22 protein-coding genes are annotated in these 25,148 nt (G+C 52.4%); 16 read left to right on the top strand and 6 right to left on the bottom strand.

What is annotated here, in order from left to right:
• Positions 1 to 152: 152 nt before the first annotated feature.
• From tyrB to AACS80_RS05180, 4 genes are all read left to right on the top strand, one after another.
• Positions 153 to 1,346 carry an aromatic amino acid transaminase gene (gene tyrB / locus AACS80_RS05195; RefSeq protein ID WP_135410833.1) on the top strand — a complete coding sequence of 398 codons (1,194 nt, stop codon included), beginning with the start codon at positions 153 to 155 and terminating at the stop codon, positions 1,344 to 1,346.
• A 339-nt stretch (positions 1,347 to 1,685) separates the two neighbouring features.
• Positions 1,686 to 2,399 carry an acid phosphatase AphA gene (aphA, locus tag AACS80_RS05190; RefSeq protein WP_130205816.1) on the top strand — a complete coding sequence of 238 codons (714 nt, stop codon included), beginning with the start codon at positions 1,686 to 1,688 and terminating at the stop codon, positions 2,397 to 2,399.
• 110 nt (positions 2,400 to 2,509) lie between these two features.
• Positions 2,510 to 2,926 (top strand): secondary thiamine-phosphate synthase enzyme YjbQ, encoded by a 417-nt coding sequence (locus AACS80_RS05185; protein ID WP_130205818.1) that lies wholly within the window; start codon positions 2,510 to 2,512, stop codon positions 2,924 to 2,926.
• Positions 2,927 to 2,929: 3 nt separating this feature from the next.
• Positions 2,930 to 3,280, top strand: coding sequence for an MmcQ/YjbR family DNA-binding protein (locus tag AACS80_RS05180; RefSeq protein ID WP_135408646.1), 351 nt, complete (start codon positions 2,930 to 2,932; stop codon positions 3,278 to 3,280).
• A gap of 213 nt (positions 3,281 to 3,493) precedes the next feature.
• Here the strand turns inward: AACS80_RS05180 and uvrA are convergent, their stop codons facing one another.
• On the bottom strand, positions 3,494 to 6,316 hold the full coding sequence (gene uvrA / locus AACS80_RS05175; RefSeq protein WP_135410834.1) for an excinuclease ABC subunit UvrA: 2,823 nt from the start codon (positions 6,314 to 6,316) through the stop codon (positions 3,494 to 3,496).
• Between the two features lie 252 nt (positions 6,317 to 6,568).
• Between uvrA and ssb1 the strand changes: the two genes are divergently transcribed.
• Complete coding sequence (ssb1, locus tag AACS80_RS05170; protein WP_000168309.1) at positions 6,569 to 7,105, top strand: single-stranded DNA-binding protein SSB1; 537 nt, start codon at positions 6,569 to 6,571, stop codon at positions 7,103 to 7,105.
• Between the two features lie 99 nt (positions 7,106 to 7,204).
• Here the strand turns inward: ssb1 and AACS80_RS05165 are convergent, their stop codons facing one another.
• A complete protein-coding gene (locus AACS80_RS05165) occupies positions 7,205 to 7,486 on the bottom strand; it encodes a YjcB family protein (protein WP_130205826.1) in 282 nt (93 codons plus the stop codon).
• A gap of 438 nt (positions 7,487 to 7,924) precedes the next feature.
• On the opposite strand from AACS80_RS05165, the gene AACS80_RS05160 reads away from it, so the two are divergent.
• On the top strand, positions 7,925 to 9,511 hold the full coding sequence (locus tag AACS80_RS05160) for an EAL domain-containing protein (protein ID WP_131161378.1): 1,587 nt from the start codon (positions 7,925 to 7,927) through the stop codon (positions 9,509 to 9,511).
• Between the two features lie 2 nt (positions 9,512 to 9,513).
• Here AACS80_RS05160 and soxS read toward each other — a convergent pair whose 3' ends face one another.
• Positions 9,514 to 9,837 (bottom strand): superoxide response transcriptional regulator SoxS, encoded by a 324-nt coding sequence (soxS, locus tag AACS80_RS05155; RefSeq protein WP_000019357.1) that lies wholly within the window; start codon positions 9,835 to 9,837, stop codon positions 9,514 to 9,516.
• Positions 9,838 to 9,922: 85 nt separating this feature from the next.
• Here soxS and soxR point away from each other — a divergent pair, with 85 nt between their 5' ends.
• The 3 genes from soxR (at position 9,923) to AACS80_RS05140 (ending at position 14,080) form a co-directional block, all read left to right on the top strand.
• A complete protein-coding gene (gene soxR, locus AACS80_RS05150; protein WP_000412432.1) occupies positions 9,923 to 10,387 on the top strand; it encodes a redox-sensitive transcriptional activator SoxR in 465 nt (154 codons plus the stop codon).
• Positions 10,388 to 10,931: 544 nt separating this feature from the next.
• Positions 10,932 to 12,281: a guanine/hypoxanthine transporter GhxP gene (gene ghxP, locus AACS80_RS05145; protein ID WP_130205830.1), complete on the top strand. Its 1,350-nt coding sequence runs from the start codon at positions 10,932 to 10,934 to the stop codon at positions 12,279 to 12,281.
• 149 nt (positions 12,282 to 12,430) lie between these two features.
• Positions 12,431 to 14,080, top strand: a complete 1,650-nt coding sequence (locus AACS80_RS05140) for a Na+/H+ antiporter (RefSeq protein ID WP_130205832.1) — start codon at positions 12,431 to 12,433, stop codon at positions 14,078 to 14,080.
• Positions 14,081 to 14,162: 82 nt separating this feature from the next.
• Here AACS80_RS05140 and actP read toward each other — a convergent pair whose 3' ends face one another.
• The 3 genes from actP to acs form a co-directional block, all read right to left on the bottom strand.
• Positions 14,163 to 15,812, bottom strand: coding sequence for a cation/acetate symporter ActP (actP, locus tag AACS80_RS05135; RefSeq protein WP_000832550.1), 1,650 nt, complete (start codon positions 15,810 to 15,812; stop codon positions 14,163 to 14,165).
• Entirely contained in the window at positions 15,809 to 16,123 is a 315-nt protein-coding gene (locus tag AACS80_RS05130; RefSeq protein WP_001337746.1) for a DUF485 domain-containing protein, read from the bottom strand. Before AACS80_RS05130 ends, actP begins: the two co-directional genes overlap by 4 nt.
• A gap of 199 nt (positions 16,124 to 16,322) precedes the next feature.
• Positions 16,323 to 18,281, bottom strand: coding sequence for an acetate--CoA ligase (gene acs / locus AACS80_RS05125; protein ID WP_130205834.1), 1,959 nt, complete (start codon positions 18,279 to 18,281; stop codon positions 16,323 to 16,325).
• Between the two features lie 393 nt (positions 18,282 to 18,674).
• On the opposite strand from acs, the gene nrfA reads away from it, so the two are divergent.
• The 7 genes from nrfA to nrfG are packed head-to-tail and all read left to right on the top strand — an operon-like array spanning position 18,675 to position 25,051.
• Positions 18,675 to 20,111 (top strand): ammonia-forming nitrite reductase cytochrome c552 subunit, encoded by a 1,437-nt coding sequence (gene nrfA, locus AACS80_RS05120; RefSeq protein ID WP_138183684.1) that lies wholly within the window; start codon positions 18,675 to 18,677, stop codon positions 20,109 to 20,111.
• A gap of 45 nt (positions 20,112 to 20,156) precedes the next feature.
• Positions 20,157 to 20,723, top strand: coding sequence for a cytochrome c nitrite reductase pentaheme subunit (gene nrfB, locus AACS80_RS05115; protein ID WP_135410836.1), 567 nt, complete (start codon positions 20,157 to 20,159; stop codon positions 20,721 to 20,723).
• On the top strand, positions 20,720 to 21,391 hold the full coding sequence (nrfC, locus tag AACS80_RS05110; RefSeq protein WP_000220281.1) for a cytochrome c nitrite reductase Fe-S protein: 672 nt from the start codon (positions 20,720 to 20,722) through the stop codon (positions 21,389 to 21,391). The genes nrfB and nrfC overlap by 4 nt, the downstream gene beginning before the upstream one ends.
• Positions 21,388 to 22,344 (top strand): cytochrome c nitrite reductase subunit NrfD, encoded by a 957-nt coding sequence (gene nrfD, locus AACS80_RS05105; RefSeq protein WP_138183683.1) that lies wholly within the window; start codon positions 21,388 to 21,390, stop codon positions 22,342 to 22,344. The genes nrfC and nrfD overlap by 4 nt, the downstream gene beginning before the upstream one ends.
• Before the next feature lie 19 nt (positions 22,345 to 22,363).
• Entirely contained in the window at positions 22,364 to 24,082 is a 1,719-nt protein-coding gene (locus AACS80_RS05100; RefSeq protein ID WP_135410837.1) for a heme lyase CcmF/NrfE family subunit, read from the top strand.
• On the top strand, positions 24,075 to 24,458 hold the full coding sequence (gene nrfF, locus AACS80_RS05095) for a heme lyase NrfEFG subunit NrfF (RefSeq protein ID WP_001032531.1): 384 nt from the start codon (positions 24,075 to 24,077) through the stop codon (positions 24,456 to 24,458). Before AACS80_RS05100 ends, nrfF begins: the two co-directional genes overlap by 8 nt.
• Positions 24,455 to 25,051: a heme lyase NrfEFG subunit NrfG gene (gene nrfG, locus AACS80_RS05090; protein ID WP_131161373.1), complete on the top strand. Its 597-nt coding sequence runs from the start codon at positions 24,455 to 24,457 to the stop codon at positions 25,049 to 25,051. Before nrfF ends, nrfG begins: the two co-directional genes overlap by 4 nt.
• Positions 25,052 to 25,148: the final 97 nt, after the last annotated feature.

Genomic DNA, 25,148 nt, shown 5'->3' with positions numbered 1-25,148 from the left:
CTGATAAACGTCATGCTTCTGGTGGTTTTGCGTTTGTCATCAGTCTTACCCTCTGGTTAATTGCCGTTCGTCGCTGAACATCCTCTCGATCTTCGCCATCTTCCGGTTTATTGTGTTTTAACCACCTGCCCGTAAACCTGGAGAACCATCGCGTGTTTCAAAAAGTTGACGCCTATGCTGGCGACCCGATTCTTTCGCTTATGGAGTGTTTTAAAGAAGACACTCGCAGCGACAAAGTGAATTTGAGTATCGGTCTGTACTACAACGAAGACGGGATTATTCCGCAACTAAAAGCTGTCGCGGAAGCGGAAGCGCGTCTGAATGCACAACCTCATGGCGCTTCGCTTTATTTACCGATGGAAGGGCTGAACAGCTATCGCCATGCCATTTCGCCGCTGCTGTTTGGCGCTGACCATCCGGTGCTACAACAACAGCGTGTGGCGACCATTCAGACGCTCGGTGGTTCGGGGGCATTAAAAGTAGGCGCTGACTTCCTGAAACGCTACTTCCCGGAATCAGGCGTCTGGGTCAGCGATCCTACCTGGGAAAACCACGTAGCAATATTTGCAGGGGCTGGATTCGAAGTGAATACTTACCCCTGGTATGACGAATCGACTAACGGCGTGCGTTTTAATGACCTGTTGGCGACGCTGAAAACATTACCTGCCCGCAGCATTGTGCTGCTGCATCCTTGTTGTCATAACCCAACGGGCGCCGATCTCACCAACGACCAGTGGGATGCGGTGATTGAAATTCTCAAAGCACGCGAGCTTATCCCATTCCTCGATATTGCCTATCAAGGATTTGGTGCCGGTATGGAAGAAGATGCCTATGCCATTCGCGCGATCGCCAGCGTCGGATTACCTGCTCTGGTGAGCAATTCATTCTCGAAAATTTTCTCCCTCTACGGTGAGCGTGTCGGCGGTCTTTCTGTGGTGTGTGAAGATGCCGAAGCCGCAGGTCGCGTACTGGGGCAGTTGAAAGCAACTGTTCGCCGCAACTACTCCAGCCCGCCGAATTTTGGTGCGCAGGTGGTGGCTACGGTGCTGAATGATGCGGCGTTAAAAGCTAGCTGGCTGGCAGAAGTGGAAGAAATGCGTACCCGTATTCTGGCGATGCGTCAGGAACTGGTGAAGGTATTGAGTAAAGAGATGCCAGAACGCAATTTTGATTATCTGCTTAAGCAGCGCGGCATGTTCAGTTATACCGGTTTAAGCGCTGCTCAGGTTGACCGACTGCGTGACGAGTTTGGTGTTTACCTGATTGCCAGCGGCCGCATGTGTGTTGCCGGACTTAATGCGCAAAATGTGCATCGCGTGGCGAAGGCGTTTGCAGCAGTGATGTAATGTCGTTAGCAGGTGGTTGAACAGCCGCCTGCTCAATTTTAACTTGTTGATATAATTAGTATCATTGAGAATAGAGAGAAAGAAATATTCTGCCCCTCATATAAAGCCGCTCACTTCTGGTAAGCGATATTAACCACGGACTAAATAGATATACCTACTCCATGGATAGACATTAAGCTATTAAAAAACACGAACTTCTCTCATGTGATCCTGCTCCCTTTCTCTAACAAAACCGCAGATAATCCTTCCTTTCCTCCGCTGCTGGCGTTATGGTCAGATGGTTTTTTCAACAAATCTCACAATAAAAAGTTTTAACTTACTGACTATTTAGGGAAAAATATGCGCAAGATCACACAGGCATTGAGTGCCGTTTGCTTATTGTTCGCTCTAAACAGTTCCGCTGTTGCCCTGGCCTCATCACCTTCACCGCTTAATCCGGGTACTAACGTAGCCAAACTCGCTGAACAGGCACCAATTCATTGGGTTTCAGTCGCCCAAATTGAAAACAGTCTAGCAGGACGCCCACAAATGGCTGTTGGGTTTGATATTGATGACACTGTTTTGTTTTCCAGCCCCGGATTCTGGCGCGGCAAAAAAACGTTCTCGCCAGAAAGCGAAGATTATCTAAAAAACCCAGCATTCTGGGAAAAGATGAACAACGGTTGGGATGAATTTAGTATTCCAAAAGAGGTCGCGCGTCAGCTGATTGATATGCATGTCCGCCGTGGCGACACCATTTTCTTTGTGACAGGTCGTAGCCCTACGAAAACTGAAACAGTGTCAAAAACGCTGGCTGATGACTTTCACATTCCTGCAACCAGTATGAACCCGGTGATTTTTGCGGGCGATAAAGCAGGACAAAATACAAAAACGCAGTGGCTACAGGATAAAAATATCCGAATTTTTTATGGTGATTCCGATAACGATATTACCGCTGCACGTGATGTTGGCATCCGTGGCATCCGCATTCTGCGAGCCTCCAACTCCACCTACAAACCCTTGCCACAAGCGGGTGCATTCGATGAAGAGGTGATCATCAATTCAGAATACTGATAAGTCGGGAGAGCGCCTGACTCTCCCGAGTGCTGTTTTTTTAATCGCACCTTTATCCTTTCGCTGTCTTGCTGCAAACTGATTAAGAGAGTTTTATCAAGGAGCAGCACATGTGGTTTCAAAAGACGCTCACGCTTAGCGCTAAATCTCGTGGGTTTCATTTGGTAACGGATGAAATCCTGACTCAACTAGCTGATATGCCGCGTGTTAATGTCGGTTTACTGCACCTGTTGCTGCAACACACTTCCGCCTCTCTGACACTTAATGAGAATTGCGACCCCACAGTACGCTATGACATGGAGCGTTTTTTCCTCCGCACCGTTCCCGACAACGGAAACTATGAGCATGACTATGAAGGGGCAGACGATATGCCTTCTCATATCAAATCCTCGATGCTGGGGGTATCGCTCGTATTGCCAGTGCATCAGGGGCGTATTCAGACCGGCACCTGGCAGGGAATATGGCTTGGGGAACATCGCATCCACGGCGGTTCGCGTCGCATTATCGCGACACTACAAGGGGAGTAAAAAATGACCATTTCGGAGTTGCTACAATATTGCATGGCAAAACCAGGCGCAGAACAGAGTGTGCATAGTGACTGGAAAGCAACGCAAATCAAAGTGGAAGATGTGCTTTTTGCGATGGTGAAAGAAGTGGAAAATCGCCCAGCGGTTTCGCTGAAAACCAGCCCTGCGCTGGCCGAGCTTTTGCGACAGCAGCATAGCGATGTTCGTCCCAGTCGGCATCTGAACAAAGCGCACTGGAGCACCGTATATCTCGACGGCTCGTTGCCGGATTCGCAAATCTATTATCTGGTCGATGCGTCTTATCAGCAGGCGGTGAATTTGCTGCCGGAAGAAAAACGTAAATTGCTGGCGTAACTCTGAAAGGAAAAAGCCGTTCAGCAAGCGGCCTGAGAATGATGACAAACGCAAAATTGCCTGATGCGCGACGCTTATCAGGCCTACGTAACCCATGCAATATATTGAAATTGCATGTTTTTGTAGGTCGGATAAGGCGTTCACACCGCATCCGGCAAGAACAAAGCGCACTTTGTCAATAATCTGAGGCCGCTCAGAAAGCGGCCTTAACGATTACAGCATCGGCTTGAGGAAGCGTGCCGTGTGTGATGCTTCACACTCTGCGACGGTTTCTGGCGTACCGGAGACGAGGATCTCGCCGCCGCCGCTACCACCTTCCGGCCCCAGGTCGACAATCCAGTCTGCGGTTTTGATTACGTCGAGATTGTGCTCAATCACCACAATGGTGTTGCCCTGATCGCGCAGTTTATGCAGCACGTCGAGCAGTTGCTGAATATCGGCAAAGTGCAGGCCGGTAGTCGGCTCGTCGAGAATATACAGCGTCTGCCCGGTGCCGCGTTTTGACAGTTCACGCGCCAGCTTCACACGCTGGGCTTCACCGCCGGAAAGCGTGGTTGCGGACTGCCCGAGGCGGATATACGTCAGGCCAACATCCATCAACGTTTGCAGCTTACGCGCCAGTGCAGGTACGGCATCGAAGAACTCTCGCGCCTCTTCGATGGTCATATCCAACACTTCGTGGATGGTTTTGCCTTTGTACTTAATCTCCAGCGTTTCACGGTTATAGCGTTTACCTTTGCACTGGTCGCACGGTACGTAAATATCCGGCAGGAAGTGCATCTCCACTTTGATTACGCCATCGCCCTGACAGGCTTCGCAGCGTCCGCCACGGACGTTAAAGCTGAAACGCCCCGGCGTATAGCCGCGCGCACGAGATTCCGGTACGCCCGCAAACAGTTCGCGCACAGGCGTAAACACGCCAGTATAGGTCGCCGGGTTAGAACGCGGAGTACGACCAATCGGGCTTTGGTCGATATCGATGACTTTATCGAAATGCTCAAGTCCCTGAATATCGCGATACGGTGCCGGTTCGGCGATGGTCGCGCCGTTCAACTGGCGTTGGGCAATCGGGAACAGCGTGTCGTTAATCAGCGTCGATTTACCGGAACCTGAAACACCTGTAATGCAGGTAAACAGACCGACCGGCAGCGTCAGCGTTACGTCTTTCAGGTTGTTGCCACGCGCGCCTGTCAGCTTCAACACTTTTTCCGGATCCGCCGGAACGCGTTTCTTCGGCACTTCAATCTTGCGTTTGCCGCTCATGTACTGCCCGGTCAACGACTCCGGCACGGCCATAATCGCTTCCAGCGGACCTTCCGCGACCACTTCACCACCGTGTACACCCGCGCCCGGGCCAATGTCGATAACGTGGTCAGCGGCGCGAATAGCGTCTTCGTCGTGCTCCACCACAATCACGGTATTACCGAGATCGCGCAGATGGATAAGCGTACCCAACAGGCGCTCGTTATCGCGCTGGTGCAGGCCGATAGATGGCTCATCCAGCACGTACATAACGCCAACCAGCCCCGCGCCAATCTGGCTCGCCAGACGGATACGCTGGGCTTCACCGCCGGAAAGCGTTTCTGCCGAGCGGGAAAGTGTCAGATAGTTCAGACCGACGTTAACGAGGAATTTCAGACGATCGCTAATCTCTTTGAGGATTTTTTCTGCAATCTTCGCCCGCTGACCAGCGAGTTTGAGATTGTTGAAAAACTCCATCGCATGACCAATGCTCATGTCGGAGATAGCTGGCAGCGGCGTATTCTCGACATACACGTGGCGTGCTTCCCGACGCAGACGTGTTCCGTCGCAGCTGGTACACGGGCGATTGCTGATAAACTTGGCTAACTCTTCGCGTACCGCGCTGGATTCCGTCTCTTTATAACGGCGTTCCATATTATGCAGCACGCCTTCGAACGGATGACGACGAATGGAGGTATCGCCACGATCGTTCATGTATTTGAATTCGATGTTTTCTTTGCCAGAACCGTAAAGCACCACTTTATGCACGTTCGCGCTCAGGCTGCCCCACGGCGCTTCGACGTCGAACTTATAGTGATCTGCCAGCGATTTCAGCATCTGGAAGTAATAGAAGTTGCGGCGATCCCAGCCACGGATCGCACCGCCAGCCAGCGACAGTTCCGGATTCTGGATCACGCGGTCAGGATCGAAATATTGCTGTACGCCGAGGCCGTCACAGGTCGGGCAGGCCCCCGCCGGGTTGTTAAACGAAAACAGACGCGGTTCCAGTTCACGCATACTGTAGCCGCATATCGGACAGGCGAAGTTGGCGGAGAAAAGCAGCTCTTCCGCTTTTGGATCGTCCATATCAGCGACGACCGCTGTACCGCCAGAAAGCTCCAGCGCCGTTTCAAACGACTCAGCCAGACGTTGGGTGAGATCGTCGCGCACTTTGAAACGATCAATAACCACTTCAATGGTGTGTTTCTTTTGCAGTTCCAGTTTCGGTGGATCGGAAAGATCGCAGACTTCGCCATCTATGCGCGCACGGATGTAGCCCTGACTTGCCAGATTCTCCAGCGTTTTCGTGTGTTCGCCTTTGCGCTCTTTAATAATCGGCGCCAGCAGCATCAGACGTTTACCTTCCGGCTGCGACAGCACGTTATCCACCATCTGGCTGACAGTTTGCGCCGCCAGCGGAACATCGTGGTCCGGGCAGCGCGGCTCACCGACGCGAGCGTACAGCAGACGCAAATAGTCGTGGATTTCGGTGATTGTCCCCACCGTAGAGCGCGGGTTATGAGACGTCGATTTCTGTTCAATTGAGATGGCGGGTGAAAGCCCCTCAATATGGTCGACGTCCGGCTTTTCCATCAGTGACAGAAACTGCCGCGCATAGGCGGAAAGGGATTCAACGTAACGACGCTGCCCTTCGGCATATAAGGTGTCGAAAGCGAGCGAGGATTTGCCAGAACCCGAAAGCCCGGTCACGACAATGAGTTTGTCGCGGGGGATAACGAGGTTGATGTTTTTTAGATTATGGGTGCGGGCGCCCCGAACTTCGATCTTATCCATTCACCTTTCCCGGATTAAACGCTTTTTTGCCCGGTGGCATGGTGCTACCGGCGATCACAAACGGTTAATTATGACACAGAATGACCTGAATGAATATACAGTGTTGGAATGTGAAACCCAGAGCGCGATGTAACAATGTTTGACCAGAATTGTTTAGCGGAACCGAGGTCACAACATAGTAAAACCGCTATTGGTAATGCTACAATCGCGCGTTTACACTTATTAGAACGTTTTTTTTCAGGAGACATGAACATGGCCAGCAGAGGCGTAAACAAGGTTATTCTCGTTGGTAATCTGGGTCAGGACCCGGAAGTACGCTACATGCCAAATGGTGGCGCAGTTGCCAACATTACGCTGGCTACTTCCGAATCCTGGCGTGATAAAGCGACCGGCGAGATGAAAGAGCAGACTGAATGGCACCGCGTTGTGCTGTTCGGCAAACTGGCTGAAGTGGCCAGCGAATATCTGCGCAAAGGTTCCCAGGTTTATATCGAAGGTCAGCTGCGTACCCGCAAATGGACCGATCAATCCGGTCAGGATCGCTACACCACGGAAGTGGTGGTGAACGTTGGCGGCACCATGCAGATGCTGGGTGGCCGTCAGGGCGGTGGCGCTCCGGCTGGCGGTAACGTCGGTGGCGGTCAGCCGCAGGGCGGTTGGGGTCAGCCTCAGCAGCCGCAGGGTGGCAATCAGTTCAGCGGCGGCGCGCAGTCTCGCCCGCAGCAGTCCGCTCCGGCAGCGCCGTCTAACGAGCCGCCGATGGATTTCGATGACGATATCCCATTCTGATTTTGTTTTAAAACAATAGATTATATTGTTTTAAGGTAGGTGATTAGCGCATCTGCCAGGGATAAAAAAAGAAGCCTCCATAATGGAGGCTTCTGCATATCACACCAAAATCATCGGCCATTGTGGCGGTGCCTGATTTGTGGCTTCGACCATTACCGACTCAATATTGTGCCAGATTGCGGCAATATCCATCATGGTGATTCCGAGCAGTCCCATCGCGAACCAGCAGGCGGAAACAACGCCCAGGCCACTACTGATCACCGCGAGTCCTATGTAATCAGACCGACGAAAACGGATGTTGAGCGTACTTGCCAGAAACATCAGTACGGCGCTAAGAAGCTGCCAGCGAAGAAGAACCACGCCAGTGGTGAGGGTAGCCATCGAACATTTCCTCTGAAAATAACCGATGCCCTGGACAGCACGGTGTTGTTCACGGGAGGCGTGATGCACTCTGGCTATCATGGGGCTTGCAAAATACCAAAATGAAACAATTAGTGCGTTTCATTATTTTTGTGAACTATATCACAATTGGTTGTTTGTTAGCCAGATAGAGTCGCTATTTTTATTAGCATGCTTATTTTGTGGTTTTTCAGTGGCGTCGCGGAAATACAAAATATCGTATCTTCCTGACTGACCCGTATTTTTAGTAAATTCTTTTTGATATCAGCGTGTTATTTTTAATAAAACAACGATTATAAAGGTATCAATTTCAAATCAGGCAAAAGTGCTATTTATACCGTAAGATTTATCTAACGTCGTCGGTGGCCAGGGTTTTCACCTTGCAATGACCAGCTATAACCAGACAGGGAATTGATAGAAATGAGTCATCGTGCACGACACAAATTGCTGGCGTTGCCGGGCATTATCTTTGTAGCACTCCTCCCCATCATCCTGTCACTATGGATTGCCTTCATTTGGGCAAAATCAGAAGTGAACAATCAGCTTCGTGTCTTTGCCCAACTGGCGCTGGATAAATCCGAGCTGGTCATTCAACAGGCAGATTCAGCGAGCGATGAAGCGAAACGCTATCAGGGGCAAGTTTGTACACCGGATCATCAAAAGCGAATGTTGAATATTATTCGTGGCTATCTTTATATCAATGAACTGATATATGCCCAAGATAACCATTTTTTATGTTCTTCACTTATCGCCCCTGCTGACGGATATATGATCGCCCCCGCGGATTATAAGCGTGACCCTGACATTTCTATCTATTATTACCGCGATACCCCTTTTTTCTCCGGTTATAAAATGACTTATATGCAGCGGGGTAATTATGTGGCGGTCATCAATCCTTTATTCTGGAGTGAGGTGATATCTGACGATCCGACGCTACAATGGGGCGTGTATGATACGGTGACGAAAACCTTTTTTTCGTTAAGCAACCAGGCCTCGGCTGAAACGTTTACTCCGTTAATTCATCTGAATGATTTAACGGTGCAACGAAATGGTCATTTGTATGCAATGGTACATTCGACAAAACGCCCAATAGCGGCCATTGTTGCCACTTCAAATAAACGTCTTATCGCTCATTTTTATAATCATCTTATATTTGCTTTGCCCGCAGGTATTTTTTGTAGTCTGGTACTCCTGTTACTCTGGTTGCGGATTAGCCAGGAGTACCAGTCACCCAAACGCAAATTGCAACGCGCCCTCGAAAAAAGACAGCTTTGTCTTTATTACCAGCCAATTATCGATATCAAAACAGAAAAATGTATTGGCGCTGAAGCGTTGCTACGTTGGCCAGGTGGTCAGGGGCAAGTGATGAGTCCGGCAGAGTTTATCCCATTGGCGGAAAAAGAGGGGATGATTGAGTTAGTCACTGATTATGTTATTGATAATGTATTCAGCGATCTGGGGGCGTATCTGGCAACACATGCCGATCGCTATGTTTCTATTAACCTGTCGGCCTCCGACTTTCATACATCGCGTTTAATTGCGCGAACCAATCAGAAAATAGAGCAATACGCGGTGCGTCCGCAGCAAATTAAATTTGAAGTTACTGAACATGCGTTTCTTGATGTCACCAAAATGACGCCGATTATTCATGCTTTCCGTCAGGCCGGTTATGAAGTTGCGATTGATGACTTCGGTATTGGCTACTCCAACTTACACAACCTTAATTCATTGAATATCGATATTTTGAAAATCGATAAATCGTTTGTTGAGACGCTGACCACGCACAAAACCAGCCATTTGATTGCGGAACACATCATTGAACTGGCGCACAGTCTGGGGCTAAAAACGATAGCGGAAGGGGTAGAAACGTCGGAGCAAGTTAATTGGCTGCGCAAACGCGGCGTGCGTTATTGCCAGGGCTGGTACTTTGCAAAGGCGATGCCGCCGCAAATGTTTATGGAATGGACAGGGAAATTACCCGCACATGAGTTAATGTGCGGGCAATAATTCTAGATACGGTGGCGATAATCGCTGGGAGTGCGATCAAACTGCCGACGGAAAACGCGGGAAAAGGTCTGCTGCGAGACATACCCAAGATCCATTGCGATATCAAAAATAGGGCGCTCGGTGGTGCGCAACTCAACGGCAGCCAGTAACAGGCGGCGTTGACGAATGTAATCACCAAGTGTCTGATGCGTTACCGTGCGGAACATCCGCTGTAAGTACCACTTTGAATAACCTGATTTTTTTGCGACGACATCAATGTTCAGTGGCTGGTCAATATGCTCGTCAATCCATGCGATAAGATCCTGAATAATTTTCTGATGGGACATAAATCTGCCTCTTTTCAGTGTTCAGTTCGTTAATTCATCTGTTGGGGAGTATAATTCCTCAAGTTAACTTGAGGTAAAGCGATTTATGGAAAAGAAATTACCCCGCATTAAAGCCTTGCTCACCCCAGGCGAAGTGGCGAAACGCAGTGGGGTAGCGGTATCTGCACTGCATTTCTATGAGAGCAAAGGGCTGATTACCAGTATTCGAAATAGCGGCAATCAGCGACGATATAAGCGTGATGTGCTGCGATATGTGGCGATTATCAAGATTGCTCAACGTATTGGCATTCCATTGGCGACTATTAGTGAAGCATTTGGTGTGTTGCCTGAAGGGCATACATTAAGCGCCAAAGAGTGGAAGCAGCTTTCTTCGCAATGGCGAGAAGAATTAGATCGGCGCATTCATACCTTAGTGGCTCTGCGAGATGAACTGGACGGTTGTATTGGCTGCGGCTGCCTTTCGCGTAGCGACTGCCCGTTGCGTAACCCGGGCGACCGCTTAGGGGAAGAAGGTACTGGCGCGCGTTTGCTGGAAGACGAGCAAAACTAAAGCGCCACAAGGGCGCTTTAGTTTGTTTCCGGTCTTTGTCTTTCACTCTATCCCGCTGGTACACAGGAGGGTTTCCCCCGACGTCAACACACCTCATTCGAGCACGTGGTGGAGGTTCCGGTTGGTGTTGATACTTTAATTGTATGCCGCCTCCGTATCTTCGCCAGTGCAAAAAGACGTTTTTTAGACGCAATGTTTTTGCCATCTTGCACGATTTTTTACTGCAACCCTTCGCTACAAGCTACCTACAAATGCCGTAATTTTGCGCATCGACGATAACGTTTGCGCATCAATTGCCTGGTTTTTCATCGTCAATACAAGAAAAGGGAAAAAAGCAGCAAACTTCGGTTGAAAAAGCCGCTATGATCGCCGGATAATCGTTTGCTTTTTTTTACCACCCGTTTTGTATGCGCGGAGCTAAACGTTTGCTTTTTTGCGACGCCCCACATTGTCGCAAACCTGAAGCAGGAAGATAACGTTTCGCTGGCAGGGGATTGTCCGCCACGCATCTTGACGAAAAATAAACTCTCAGGGGATGTTTTCTATGTCTACGCCATCAGCGCGTACCGGCGGTTCACTCGACGCCTGGTTTAAAATTTCACAACGTGGAAGCACTGTCCGTCAGGAAGTGGTTGCCGGGTTAACAACGTTTCTGGCGATGGTCTACTCGGTCATCGTCGTTCCGGGCATGCTGGGTAAAGCAGGCTTCCCACCAGCAGCCGTTTTTGTTGCGACCTGTCTGGTTGCCGGGATTGGTTCTATCGCGATGGGGCTGTGGGCCAATTTGCCGCTGGCTATCGGTTGCGCTATCTCCCTGACCGCGTTTACTGCATTCAGCCTGGTGCTGGGGCAGCATATTAGCGTTCCGGTCGCGCTGGGCGCCGTGTTCCTGATGGGGGTGTTGTTTACAGTCATTTCTGCAACGGGTATCCGTAGCTGGATTTTGCGCAACTTGCCACACGGTGTGGCGCACGGTACGGGGATTGGTATCGGCCTGTTCCTGCTGCTGATTGCTGCGAATGGTGTTGGCCTGGTCATTAAAAATCCGCTCGACGGTCTGCCGGTTGCGCTGGGTGATTTCGCCACCTTCCCGGTTATTATGTCGCTGGTAGGTCTGGCGGTGATCGTCGGTCTGGAAAAACTGAAAGTGCCGGGCGGCATTCTGCTGACCATTATCGGTATCTCGATTGTGGGCCTGATCTTCGATCCTAACGTTCATTTCTCCGGCGTTTTCGCTATGCCGTCTCTGAGCGATGAAAATGGTAACTCGCTGATTGGTAGCCTGGATATTATGGGCGCGCTGAATCCGGTGGTACTGCCGAGCGTACTGGCGCTGGTGATGACGGCGGTCTTTGATGCGACCGGAACCATCCGTGCAGTCGCCGGTCAGGCGAACCTGCTGGATAAAGACGGGCAGATCATTGATGGCGGCAAAGCGCTGACCACCGACTCCCTGAGCAGCGTTTTCTCAGGCCTGGTGGGGGCGGCTCCGGCCGCGGTATACATCGAGTCTGCGGCGGGTACGGCAGCGGGTGGTAAAACCGGTCTGACGGCAATCACCGTTGGCGTGCTGTTCCTGCTGATTCTGTTCCTCTCTCCGCTTTCTTACCTTGTTCCAGGTTACGCAACGGCTCCTGCGTTGATGTATGTTGGCCTGCTGATGTTGAGTAACGTGGCGAAAATCGACTTTGCTGATTTTGTCGATGCGATGGCGGGGCTGGTGACGGCGGTATTCATTGTACTGACCTGTAACATCGTGACCGGCATTATGATCGGTTTCGCGACCCTGGTTATTGGCCGTCTGGTTTCTGGCGAATGGCGTAAGCTGAACATTGGTACCGTTGTTATCGCCGCGGCACTGGTGACCTTCTACGCGGGTGGCTGGGCTATCTAATCTTTAATAAGATTCTGAAAACGGGTGGCAATGGCTGCCCGTTTTTATTTTCTCCGTACATTGTGTGAGCTTTTGCGATATTCTGAAAAAACTGAGAATTCAGGCATAACGCCTTTCTCAAACCATAAAACATCGCAAACAGGGAACGCATGGAAATCTTCTTTACCATACTGATAATGACCCTCGTGGTTTCGCTGTCCGGGGTGGTCACTCGTGTCATGCCCTTTCAGATCCCGCTTCCGCTTATGCAAATCGCCATTGGTGCGCTACTGGCGTGGCCGACGTTTGGTTTGCATGTGGAGTTTGATCCTGAACTCTTTTTAGTTTTGTTTATCCCGCCGCTGCTCTTTGCTGATGGCTGGAAAACGCCGACTCGTGAATTTCTCGAACATGGTCGGGAGATCTTCGGTCTTGCGCTGGCGCTGGTGGTAGTCACCGTAGTCGGCATTGGCTTCCTCATTTACTGGGTGGTGCCAGGCATTCCGCTAATTCCGGCCTTTGCGCTGGCGGCGGTGCTCTCTCCGACCGATGCCGTGGCGCTCTCCGGGATTGTTGGCGAAGGGCGAATACCGAAAAAAATCATGGGCATTTTGCAGGGCGAAGCGTTGATGAATGACGCCTCAGGCCTGGTGTCGCTGAAGTTTGCCGTGGCAGTCGCGATGGGGACCATGATCTTCACTGTTGGCGGTGCGACGGTCGAATTTATGAAAGTCGCGATCGGCGGTATTCTCGCGGGGTTTGTGGTGAGCTGGCTATATGGTCGCTCGCTGCGCTTCCTGAGCCGCTGGGGCGGCGATGAACCTGCGACACAGATAGTCCTGCTGTTCCTGCTGCCGTTCGCCTCTTATCTGATTGCCGAACATATTGGCGTTTCCGGTATCCTTGCGGCAGTTGCTGCCGGGATGACCATTACCCGTTCAGGCGTGATGCGCCGTGCGCCGCTGGCGATGCGTCTGCGTGCGAACAGCACCTGGGCGATGCTGGAGTTTGTCTTTAACGGCATGGTGTTCTTGCTGTTGGGCCTGCAACTGCCGGGCATTCTGGAGACGTCGCTGATGGCGGCAGAGATCGACCCGAACGTCGAAATCTGGATGCTGTTTACCGACATCATCTTGATTTACGCAGCGCTCATGCTGGTCCGTTTCGGCTGGCTGTGGACGATGAAAAAGTTCAGTAACCGCTTCCTGAAGAAGAAACCGATGGAGTTTGGTTCGTGGACCACACGAGAAATTCTTATCGCGTCTTTTGCCGGGGTTCGCGGGGCTATCACCCTGGCTGGTGTGCTCTCTATTCCGCTGCTGTTGCCGGATGGCAACGTCTTCCCGGCGCGTTATGAACTGGTGTTCCTGGCGGCTGGCGTCATTCTCTTCTCGCTGTTTGTTGGCGTGGTGATGCTGCCTGTTCTTCTGCAACACATTGAAGTCGCAGATCATTCTCAGCAGTTGAAAGAGGAACGCATTGCGCGCGCGGCAACGGCAGAAGTGGCGATTGTGGCGATCCAGAAAATGGAAGAGCGACTGGCGGCGGACACTGAAGAGAATATCGACAACCAGCTGCTTACCGAAGTCAGCTCTCGCGTCATCGGTAACCTGCGTCGTCGCGCCGACGGCCGAAACGACGTTGAAAGTTCTGTCCAGGAAGAGAACCTGGAGCGTCGCTTCCGTCTGGCGGCGTTGCGTTCTGAACGTGCGGAACTTTATCACCTGCGCGCCACGCGGGAGATCAGCAACGAAACGCTGCAAAAGTTGTTACACGATCTTGATTTGCTGGAAGCGTTGTTAATAGAAGAGAACCAATAACGCTTTGGCGGTGTAATCGGTAAAAAGGTGCAGTACATCGCACCTTTTTACCGTTGGTCAGGTGACCAGAGGCTAGTGGAGATTAATGCGCGCGGCCCTGCTCAACGCCAAAGCCGGTCTGGGAACGGATAAATTGCGCACGGAACAGTTCACGCTCGCGCGCCCCTTCCGCTGAATTATCGGTTGCCGAGAAGAACCAGATGCCGAGGAATGCCACGGAGATGGAGAACAGCGCCGGGTATTCGTACGGGAAGATGGCTTTTTCGTGACCGAGGATCTGTACCCAAATCGTTGGGCCGAGGATCATCAGTACTACCGCAGTAATCAGCCCTAACCAACCGCCCATCATTGCGCCACGAGTAGTCAACTTCGACCAGTACATGGAAAGCAGAATGATTGGGAAGTTGCAGCTCGCGGCGATGGCAAACGCCAGGCCCACCATGAAGGCGATGTTCTGATTCTCAAACAGCACGCCGAGGATAATGGCAATCACGCCGAGGATCAGCACGGTGATTTTCGAGACTCGCAGCTCTTCACGTTCGGTTGCGCCTTTTTTGAAGACGTTAGCGTACAGGTCATGCGAAACCGCGGAAGCGCCCGCCAGCGTCAGACCCGCAACTACCGCGAGGATAGTGGCGAAAGCAACCGCTGAAATAAAGCCGAGGAACAGGTTGCCGCCCACCGCATTGGCCAGGTGAACTGCCGCCATGTTGTTACCACCAATCAGATGGCCCGCAGCGTCTTTATATTCCGGATTCGCACCGACCAGCATGATCGCGCCAAAGCCGATAATAAAGGTCAGGATGTAGAAGTAGCCCATAAATCCGGTAGCGTAGAACACGCTCTTACGCGCTTCGCGTGCATCGCTGACCGTAAAGAAGCGCATCAGAATATGCGGCAAGCCAGCCGTACCAAACATCAGCCCAAGCCCCAGCGACAGTGCGGAGATCGGATCTTTCACCAGTCCGCCCGGCTTCATGATGTCGACACCTTTCGGGTGTACCGCCATCGCTTCGCTGAACAGATTGTTGAAGCTAAAGCCGACGTGTTTCATCACCATAAAGGCCATAAAGCTGGCACCGAACAGCAACAGAACGGCTTTGATAATCTGCACCCAGGTGGTCGCCAGCATGCCGCCGAACAGGACGTACATCATCATCAGCACGCCAACCAGCACCACCGCAATGTGATAGTTAAGGCCGAACAGCAGTTCAATCAATTTACCTGCGCCGACCATCTGGGCGATAAGGTAAAGCGCTACCACCACCAGAGAACCACAAGCCGAAAGAATACGAATCGGCCCTTGTTTCAGGCGGTAAGAAGCCACATCCGCAAAGGTATAGCGGCCCAGGTTACGCAGACGTTCAGCAATCAGGAACAGAATGATTGGCCAGCCCACCAGGAAGCCCAGCGAGTAGATCAGCCCGTCATAGCCGGAAGTAAACACCAGCGCGGAGATCCCCAAAAATGAGGCGGCAGACATATAGTCCCCGGCAATCGCCAGCCCGTTCTGGAAGCCAGTGATATTGCCGCCTGCGGTGTAGTAGTCATTACGAGAACGTACGCGTTTTGACGCCCAGTAGGTAATGCCGAGCGTGAACACGACGAAAATCAGGAACATAATAATCGCCTGCCAGTTTGTTGGCTGGCGCTCAACGGCCCCGCTAATAGCATCCGCGGCGTTAGCTGCGAAAGGGAGTGTGGCGGCAAGCGCCGTCAGAACTCTTTTCATGATGCTTGTACCTCATGCAGGACTTCATTATTTAGACGGTCGAATTCGCCGTTCGCCCGCCAGATGTAGATACCAGTGAGAACAAAGGAGATAACAATGACCCCAACGCCAACGGGAATACCGCGTGTGACGCTGGTGTTCGGATTCAGCGGGGTGCCCAGCCAGCCGGGCGCGAAGGCGATCAGTAAAATAAAGCTGATATAAACTGCCAGCATAATAATCGACAGGATGGTGGCAAACCGTTGCCGTTTTTCGACTAACTCCCTGAAATGCGCATTGTCTTCTATCCGCTGATAAATCGTACCATTCATCACAGATTCTCCAGAGGTAATGTAGGGATTGTTTTAATTCCCGCTCCCTTATGGGAGAAGGTTAACGCTCGGGTAACCCTTGCCGAATGTAGGCCGGATAAGGCGTTTACGCCGCATCCGGCAACCAGTGCCTGATGCGCCGCTGTCGCGTCTTATCAGGCCTACAAACCGTTACCGACTCACATCGGGCAATTGTGGGTTACGATGGCATCGCGATAGCCTGCTTCTCTTCAAGCAGCTTCTCGACCACGCCAGGATCGGCAAGCGTCGAGGTATCGCCCAGGTTGCTGGTATCGCCCGCCGCAATTTTGCGCAGAATACGGCGCATAATTTTGCCGGAGCGGGTTTTAGGCAGGGAGTCGGTCCAGTGCAGCACGTCTGGCGTCGCCAGCGGGCCAATCTCTTTACGCACCCAGTTGCGGACTTCTGCGTATAGTTCTGGTGACGGTTCCTCCCCGTGATTAAGCGTGACGTAGGCGTAGATCGCCTGACCTTTAATATTGTGCGGAATACCCACCACGGCGGCTTCGGCAATCTTCGGATGCGCCACCAACGCCGACTCAATCTCCGCCGTCCCCAGACGGTGACCAGAGACGTTCAGCACGTCGTCCACGCGCCCGGTGATCCAGTAATAGCCATCTTCATCGCGACGCGCGCCGTCGCCGCTGAAATACATATTTTTGAAGGTGGAGAAGTAGGTCTGTTCAAAACGTTCGTGATCGCCAAACAGCGTACGCGCCTGACCCGGCCAGGAATCGGTGATCACCAGACTGCCTTCAGCGGCACCTTCTTGTGGATTACCTTCGTTATCCACCAGCGCCGGTTGTACGCCGAAGAACGGACGCGTTGCAGAACCGGCTTTCAGTTCGGTCGCCCCAGGCAGCGGCGTAATCATGAAACCGCCAGTTTCGGTCTGCCACCAGGTGTCGACCACTGGGCATTTCTCGTTGCCGATCTTCTTCCAGTACCACTCCCACGCTTCCGGATTGATTGGCTCGCCCACGGAACCGAGAATGCGTAGCGACGAACGGTCGGTGCCTTCAATCGCTTTATCGCCTTCCGCCATCAGCGCGCGAATCGCCGTTGGCGCGGTGTAAAGAATATTGACCTGATGCTTATCCACCACCTGCGCCATACGGGCAGGCGTCGGCCAGTTCGGTACACCTTCAAACATCAGCGTGGTCGCGCCGCAGGCCAGCGGGCCGTACAGCAAATAACTGTGTCCGGTAACCCAGCCCACATCAGCGGTACACCAGTAGATATCGCCCGGATGATAATCAAAGACATATTTAAAGGTCAGCGCCGCGTACACCAGATAACCGCCGGTAGTGTGCAGCACGCCTTTCGGCTTACCGGTAGAACCGGAGGTGTAGAGAATAAACAGAGGATCTTCGGCGTTTATCTCTTCCGCCTGATGCTGATCGCTGGCTTGCTCAACCAGGTCGTGCCACCACAGGTCGCGCCCTTCCTGCCAGTCGATTTTTCCGCCAGTACGCTTCAGTACCACCACATGTTCAATGCTGGTGACGTTCGGGTTTTTTAGCGCGTCATCAACGTTTTTCTTCAGCGGAATACTACGCCCGGCGCGCACACCTTCGTCGGAAGTGATCACCAACCGTGAGTTAGAATCGATGATGCGTCCGGCAACGGCTTCCGGCGAGAAGCCGCCGAAAATTACCGAATGCACCGCGCCAATGCGGGCGCAGGCCAGCATCGCGACCGCAGCTTCCGGTACCATCGGCATATAAATCGCCACCACATCACCTTTTTTAATGCCCAGCTCGAGCAGGGTATTGGCGAAGCGGCAGACGTCGCGGTGCAGCTCTTTATAACTAATATGTTTGCTCTGACTGGCGTCATCGCCTTCCCAGATAATAGCGGTACGATCGCCGTTTTCTTGCAGATGGCGGTCAAGGCAGTTTGCCGCCAGATTCAGCGTGCCGTCCTCGTACCATTTAATGGACACATTACCGGGGGCAAAGGAGGTGTTTTTCACCTTCTGGTACGGTTTGATCCAGTCGAGAATTTTTCCCTGTTCGCCCCAAAAGGTATCTGGTGCGTTAATTGATTGTTGGTACATCGCTTCGTACTGCTGAGGGTTTATCAGGCAATGGTCTGCGATGTTGGCAGGAATGGTGTGTTTGTGTATTTGGCTCATGCTTTTGTTCTCCTTGTAGGATGTTAATAATATGTGTCATAAGCGTTAAATGTAGGGGTATTGGCAGTTTTGTTTAGTATTTGGGCGGCAGATCACGCAAAAGTAGAATTGTGCAAATAAACGACAGGATTATTTTTGAAGGACACCAACAAAAGTTGGCATTTTCTTTCTGGAACATGCAGTTATGCATGTGTTTGAAATGGAGGAAATTATCAACTAACTCTAAAGTGGTATTTTACATGCACTTACAATTGATTAAAGACAACATTCCGCATGTGGTTATTTGTTACACATAGGGGCGAGCAATGTCATGACAGTGTATGTGCGGTTACTGTCATGAAAAAACAATAAAAACTGCCATTGCCTCAATGGCAAAATTTGGATAAAGCCCCTATGACAAGGATAAAAATAAACGCACGCCGTATCTTCAGCTTGTTGATTCCTTTTTTCTTTTTCACTTCTGTTCACGCTGAACAAACGGCCGCTCCCGCGAAACCTGTAACTGTGGAAGCGAAGAATGAAACCTTTGCCCCACAGCATCCCGATCAATATCTCTCCTGGAAAGCCACCTCGGAACAGTCAGAGCGTGTTGACGCGCTGGCGGAAGATCCACGGCTGGTGATCCTGTGGGCGGGGTATCCCTTCTCGCGCGATTACAACAAGCCGCGTGGACATGCCTTTGCTGTGACCGATGTGCGTGAAACTCTGCGTACCGGTGCGCCGAAAAACGCCGAAGATGGTCCGCTACCGATGGCATGCTGGAGTTGTAAAAGCCCGGATGTGGCGCGCCTGATCCAGAAAGACGGCGAAGATGGCTACTTCCACGGTAAATGGGCGCGCGGCGGCCCGGAAATCGTCAACAACTTAGGTTGTGCCGACTGCCATAACACCGCCTCACCAGAGTTCGCCAAAGGTAAGCCGGAGTTAACCCTTTCCCGTCCATATGCGGCGCGTGCAATGGAAGCCATTGGCAAACCTTTTGAGAAAGTTGGACGTTTCGACCAGCAATCGATGGTTTGCGGTCAGTGCCATGTGGAGTATTACTTCGACGGTAAAAACAAAGCGGTTAAATTCCCGTGGGATGACGGCATGAAAGTCGAAAATATGGAGCAGTATTACGACAAAATTGCCTTCTCTGACTGGACTAACTCCCTGTCGAAAACGCCAATGCTGAAAGCGCAGCACCCGGAATATGAAACCTGGACAGCGGGCATTCACGGCAAAAACAACGTGACCTGTATCGACTGCCATATGCCAAAAGTGCAGAACGCCGAAGGCAAACTCTACACCGACCATAAAATTGGTAATCCGTTTGATAACTTCGCCCAGACTTGTGCGAACTGCCATACCCAGGACAAAGCCGCCTTGCAAAAAGTGGTCGCGGAACGTAAGCAGTCGATTAACGACCTGAAAATCAAGGTTGAAGATCAACTGGTTCACGCTCACTTCGAAGCGAAAGCTGCACTGGACGCAGGCGCGACGGAAGCCGAAATGAAGCCGATTCAGGACGATATCCGTCATGCCCAGTGGCGTTGGGATCTGGCGATCGCTTCCCACGGCATTCATATGCACGCACCGGAAGAAGGTCTGCGGATGCTCGGTACTGCGATGGATAAAGCGGCGGATGCGCGTACCAAACTGGCGCGCCTGCTGGCGACCAAAGGCATCACCCATGAAATCCAGATCCCGGATATCTCGACCAAAGAGAAAGCCCAGCAGGCAATTGGCCTGAACATGGAGCAAATCAAAGCCGAGAAACAGGATTTCATCAAAACGGTGATCCCGCAGTGGGAAGAGCAGGCACGTAAAAACGGTCTGTTAAGCCAATAATCCCCGTTCCGCCTCGCAAGGGGCGGAAAACAAAATGGAGTGAATATGAGCGTATTACGTTCGTTATTAACTGCTGGGGTGCTGGCGTCGGTCCTGTTGTGGAGCCTGAACGGAATTACCGCTACCCCTGCGGCGCAGGCATCTGATGATCGCTACGAAGTTACCCAGCAGCGTAACCCGGATGCCGCCTGTCTGGACTGTCATAAGCCAGATACCGAAGGTATGCATGGCAAACATGCTTCCGTTATCAACCCGAATAACAAACTGCCGGTCACCTGCACCAACTGTCACGGCCAGCCATCACCGCAACACCGCGAAGGGGTGAAAGATGTGATGCGCTTTAACGAGCCGATGTACAAGGTTGGAGAGCAGAACAGCGTCTGTATGTCCTGCCATCTGCCGGAACAGTTGCAAAAAGCGTTCTGGCCGCACGATGTTCACGTAACCAAAGTGGCGTGCGCCAGCTGCCATTCCCTGCATCCACAGCAAGATACGATGCAGACGTTAAGTGACAAAGGACGGATTAAGATTTGCGTCGATTGCCACAGCGATCAGCGCACCAATCCGAACTTTAACCCGGCGTCTGTTCCGTTGCTTAAGGAGCAGCCATGACCTGGTCACGTCGCCAGTTTCTCACCGGCGTCGGTGTGCTGGCAGCCGTTAGCGGCACCGCGGGGCGCGTGGTGGCGAAAACGTTGAATATCAATGGGGTGCGTTACGGCATGGTGCATGACGAGTCGTTATGTATCGGCTGTACCGCCTGTATGGATGCTTGTCGGGAAGTGAACAAGGTGCCGGAAGGTGTGTCGCGCCTGACGATTATTCGTAGCGAGCCGCAGGGCGAATTTCCTGATGTGAAATATCGCTTCTTCCGTAAGTCTTGTCAGCACTGCGATCATGCGCCGTGCGTTGACGTCTGCCCAACGGGTGCGTCTTTTCGCGATGCCGCCAGTGGGATTGTCGATGTTAATCCGGATCTCTGCGTCGGTTGTCAGTACTGCATCGCCGCCTGTCCGTACCGCGTGCGCTTTATCCATCCGGTCACGAAGACAGCGGACAAATGCGATTTCTGCCGCAAGACTAATTTGCAGGCCGGTAAGTTACCCGCGTGCGTTGAAGCTTGCCCGACGAAGGCGCTGACGTTTGGCAATCTGGACGATCCCAACAGTGAGATTTCACAACTGCTGCGCCAGAAGCCCACTTACCGCTACAAGCTGGCGCTGGGAACCAAACCGAAGCTGTACCGCGTGCCGTTTAAATACGGGGAGGTGAGCCAATGACTCAGGCTTCCGCATTTCATTTTGAATCGCTGGTGTGGGACTGGCCGATTGCCATCTATCTGTTTTTGGTGGGGATCTCTGCCGGACTGGTGACGCTGGCGGTGTTGCTGCGTCGCTTCTACCCGCAGGCGGGTGGTGCAGACAGTACGTTGCTGCGCACCACGCTGATTGTCGGGCCTGGCGCAGTGATCCTCGGCCTGCTGATCCTCGTCTTTCATCTGACGCGTCCGTGGACCTTCTGGAAGCTGATGTTCCACTACAGTTTTACCTCGGTGATGTCGATGGGGGTGATGCTGTTTCAGCTCTACATGGTGGTGCTGGTGCTGTGGCTGGCGAAAATCTTTGAACACGATTTGCTTGCCCTGCAACAACGCTGGTTGCCGAAGTTGGGGTGCGTGCAAAAGGTCTTGAGCCTGCTGACGCCCGTTCATCGCGGACTGGAAACGTTGATGCTGGTGCTGGCGGTGCTGCTGGGGGCTTATACCGGCTTTCTGCTGTCGGCGCTGAAATCGTATCCGTTCCTCAATAACCCGATCCTGCCTGTGCTGTTCCTCTTCTCCGGCATCTCGTCCGGTGCGGCGGTGGCGCTGATCGCCATGGTGATACGCCAACGCAGTAACCCGCATTCCACGGAAGCGCACTTTGTTCACCGGATGGAAATCCCTGTGGTATGGGGTGAAATTTTCCTGCTGGTGGCGTTTTTTGTCGGTCTGGCGCTGGGCGATGACGGTAAAGTGCGTGCGCTGGTGGTGGCATTGGGTGGCGGTTTCTGGACGTGGTGGTTCTGGCTTGGTGTCGCTGGGCTGGGGCTGATTGTGCCAATGTTGCTCAAACCGTGGGTCAATCGCAGTTCCGGCATTCCTGCCGTGCTGGCGGCGTGTGGGGCCAGCCTGGTCGGCGTGTTGATGCTGCGCTTTTTCATTCTCTACGCCGGACAGTTGACGGTGGCGTAAGCCAGAAAAGAGGTGGTTTCTGGACGTATTCCTTCCTGAAGTCGGTTTTCTGGCGTTGTTGTTAAGTCTCGGGGTCAATGTTTTGACCCCGTTGATGAGCTTCGTGGGAGTGCGGTTGCGCTGGCCTGCCATGATGCGGCTCACCAGCATTGGCATTCTGGCGCAGTTCACACTCCTGCTGCTCGCCTTTGGCGTACTGACGTATTGTTTTCTCATCAGCGATTTCTCGGTCATTTATGTCGCACAACATAGCTACAGCCTGCTGTCGTGGGAACTCAAACTGGCGGCGGTGTGGGGCGGTCATGAAGGTTCGTTGCTACTTTGGGTGCTGTTGCTTTCCGCCTGGAGCGCGCTGTTTGCCTGGCATTATCGGCAGCAAACCGATCCGCTATTTCCGCTGACGCTAGCCGTTTTATCTCTCATGATCGCCGCACTGCTACTGTTTGTGGTGCTGTGGTCCGATCCCTTCGTGCGGATATTCCCCCCAGCAATCGAAGGCCGCGATCTCAATCCGATGCTGCAACATCCCGGTCTTATCTTTCATCCACCGCTGCTTTACCTTGGCTATGGCGGTTTGATGGTAGCGGCGAGCGTGGCGCTGGCGAGTCTACTGCGCGGCGAGTTTGATGCGGCCAGCGCCCGAATTTGCTGGCGCTGGGCGTTACCTGGCTGGAGCGCATTAACGGCGGGGATCATCCTCGGTTCCTGGTGGGCCTATTGCGAACTGGGCTGGGGCGGCTGGTGGTTCTGGGATCCGGTGGAAAACGCCTCTTTATTACCCTGGCTTTCAGCCACCGCGCTGCTGCACAGTTTATCCCTGACACGCCAGCGGGGGATTTTCCGCCACTGGTCGCTGCTGCTGGCGATCGTTACTCTGATGCTGTCGCTGCTGGGGACGTTGATTGTCCGTTCTGGCATTCTGGTTTCGGTTCATGCGTTCGCGCTGGATAACGTCCGCGCCGTGCCGTTGTTCAGCCTGTTTGCGCTGATTAGCCTTGCGTCTCTGGCTCTGTATGGCTGGCGAGCGCGGGACGGTGGCCCGGCGGTGAGTTTTTCAGGGTTATCGCGAGAAATGTTAATCCTCGCTACGCTGTTGCTGTTTTGCGCGGTGCTACTGATCGTGCTGGTGGGAACGCTTTATCCGATGATTTACGGCTTGCTGGGCTGGGGACGCCTCTCCGTTGGCGCACCGTATTTTAACCGCGCGACGTTACCGTTTGGTCTGTTGATGCTGGTGGTGATTGTGCTGGCGACGTTTGTCTCTGGCAAACGCGCGCAGCTTCCGGCGCTGCTGGCGCATGCGGGCGTGCTGTTATTTGCCGCGGGGATCGTGGTTTCCAGCGTCAGCCGTCAGGAGATCAGCCTGAATTTACAGCCGGGGCAGCAGGTAAAACTGGCAGGATACACCTTCCGGTTTGAGCGCCTCGATCTGCAAGCCAAAGGCAATTACACCAGCGAAAAAGCGATAGTGGCACTGTTTGACCATCAGCAACGTATTGGTGAATTAACGCCGGAGCGGCGTTTCTATGAAGCACGCCGTCAGCAAATGATGGAGCCGTCAATTCGCTGGAACGGCATCCATGACTGGTATGTGGTCATGGGCGAGAAAACCGGAGCGGATCGTTACGCTTTTCGTTTGTATGTACAAAGCGGTGTGCGCTGGATCTGGGGGGGAGGATTGTTGATGATTGCAGGCGCATTGTTAAGCGGATGGCGGGGGAGGAAGCGCGATGAATAAAGGGCTTCTCACTTTGCTGCTGCTATTTACCTGTTTTGCGCACGCTCAGGTCGTAGACACCTGGCAATTCGCCAATCCGCAACAACAGCAACAGGCGTTAAATATTGCCAGCCAGTTACGTTGTCCGCAGTGCCAGAATCAGAACTTACTGGAATCCAACGCGCCAGTGGCGGTCAGTATGCGCCATCAGGTTTACAGTATGGTGGCGGAGGGGAAAAACGAAGTTGAAATCATTGGCTGGATGACCGAACGCTACGGAGATTTTGTTCGCTATAACCCTCCGTTAACTGGTCAGACGCTGGTGTTGTGGGCGCTGCCAGTGGTGTTGTTACTGCTGATGGCACTGATCCTCTGGCGAGTGAGGGCGAAGCGATGAAACAGCCTCAAATACCGGTGAACATGCTGACAACACTCACGATTTTGATGGTATTTCTCTGTGTCGGCAGTTATCTGTTAAGCCCGAAATGGCAGGCGGTACGTGCGGAGTATCAGCGTCAGCGCGATCCGCTACATCAGTTTGCCAGCCAGCAAACCCCGGAAGCGCAGCTTCAGGCATTGCAGGATAAAATCCGCGCCAATCCACAAAACAGTGAACAGTGGGCGTTGCTGGGCGAGTACTATCTGTGGCAAAACGATTACAGCAATTCGCTGCTGGCGTACCGTCAGGCGTTGCAACTACGTGGTGAGAACGCTGAACTGTATGCGGCGCTGGCGACGGTGCTTTATTACCAGGCCAGCCAGCATATGACCGCCCAGACTCGCGCAATGATCGACAAAGCCCTCGCGCTGGACAGTAATGAAATCACCGCCCTGATGCTGCTGGCTTCAGATGCGTTTATGCAGGCGAATTACGCGCAAGCCATCGAACTATGGCAAAAAGTGATGGATCTAAACTCACCACGAGTTAACCGAACACAGCTGGTTGAGTCGATTAATATGGCAAAACTGCTGCAGCGGCGAGCGGATTAATCATTCAGTGTTGAAGATTATGTTATTGAGATGTGTAAAAAATAATCGAATGAACACATGCAAAAAATAATCACCAATCAGTATTATTGCAAATTAA

This window comes from Escherichia sp. E4385, from assembly GCF_963883145.1.
Classification (GTDB): domain Bacteria; phylum Pseudomonadota; class Gammaproteobacteria; order Enterobacterales; family Enterobacteriaceae; genus Escherichia.
Note: the sequence above shows the minus strand (reverse complement) of the source record. Positions and strands in the feature narration are given on the sequence as shown.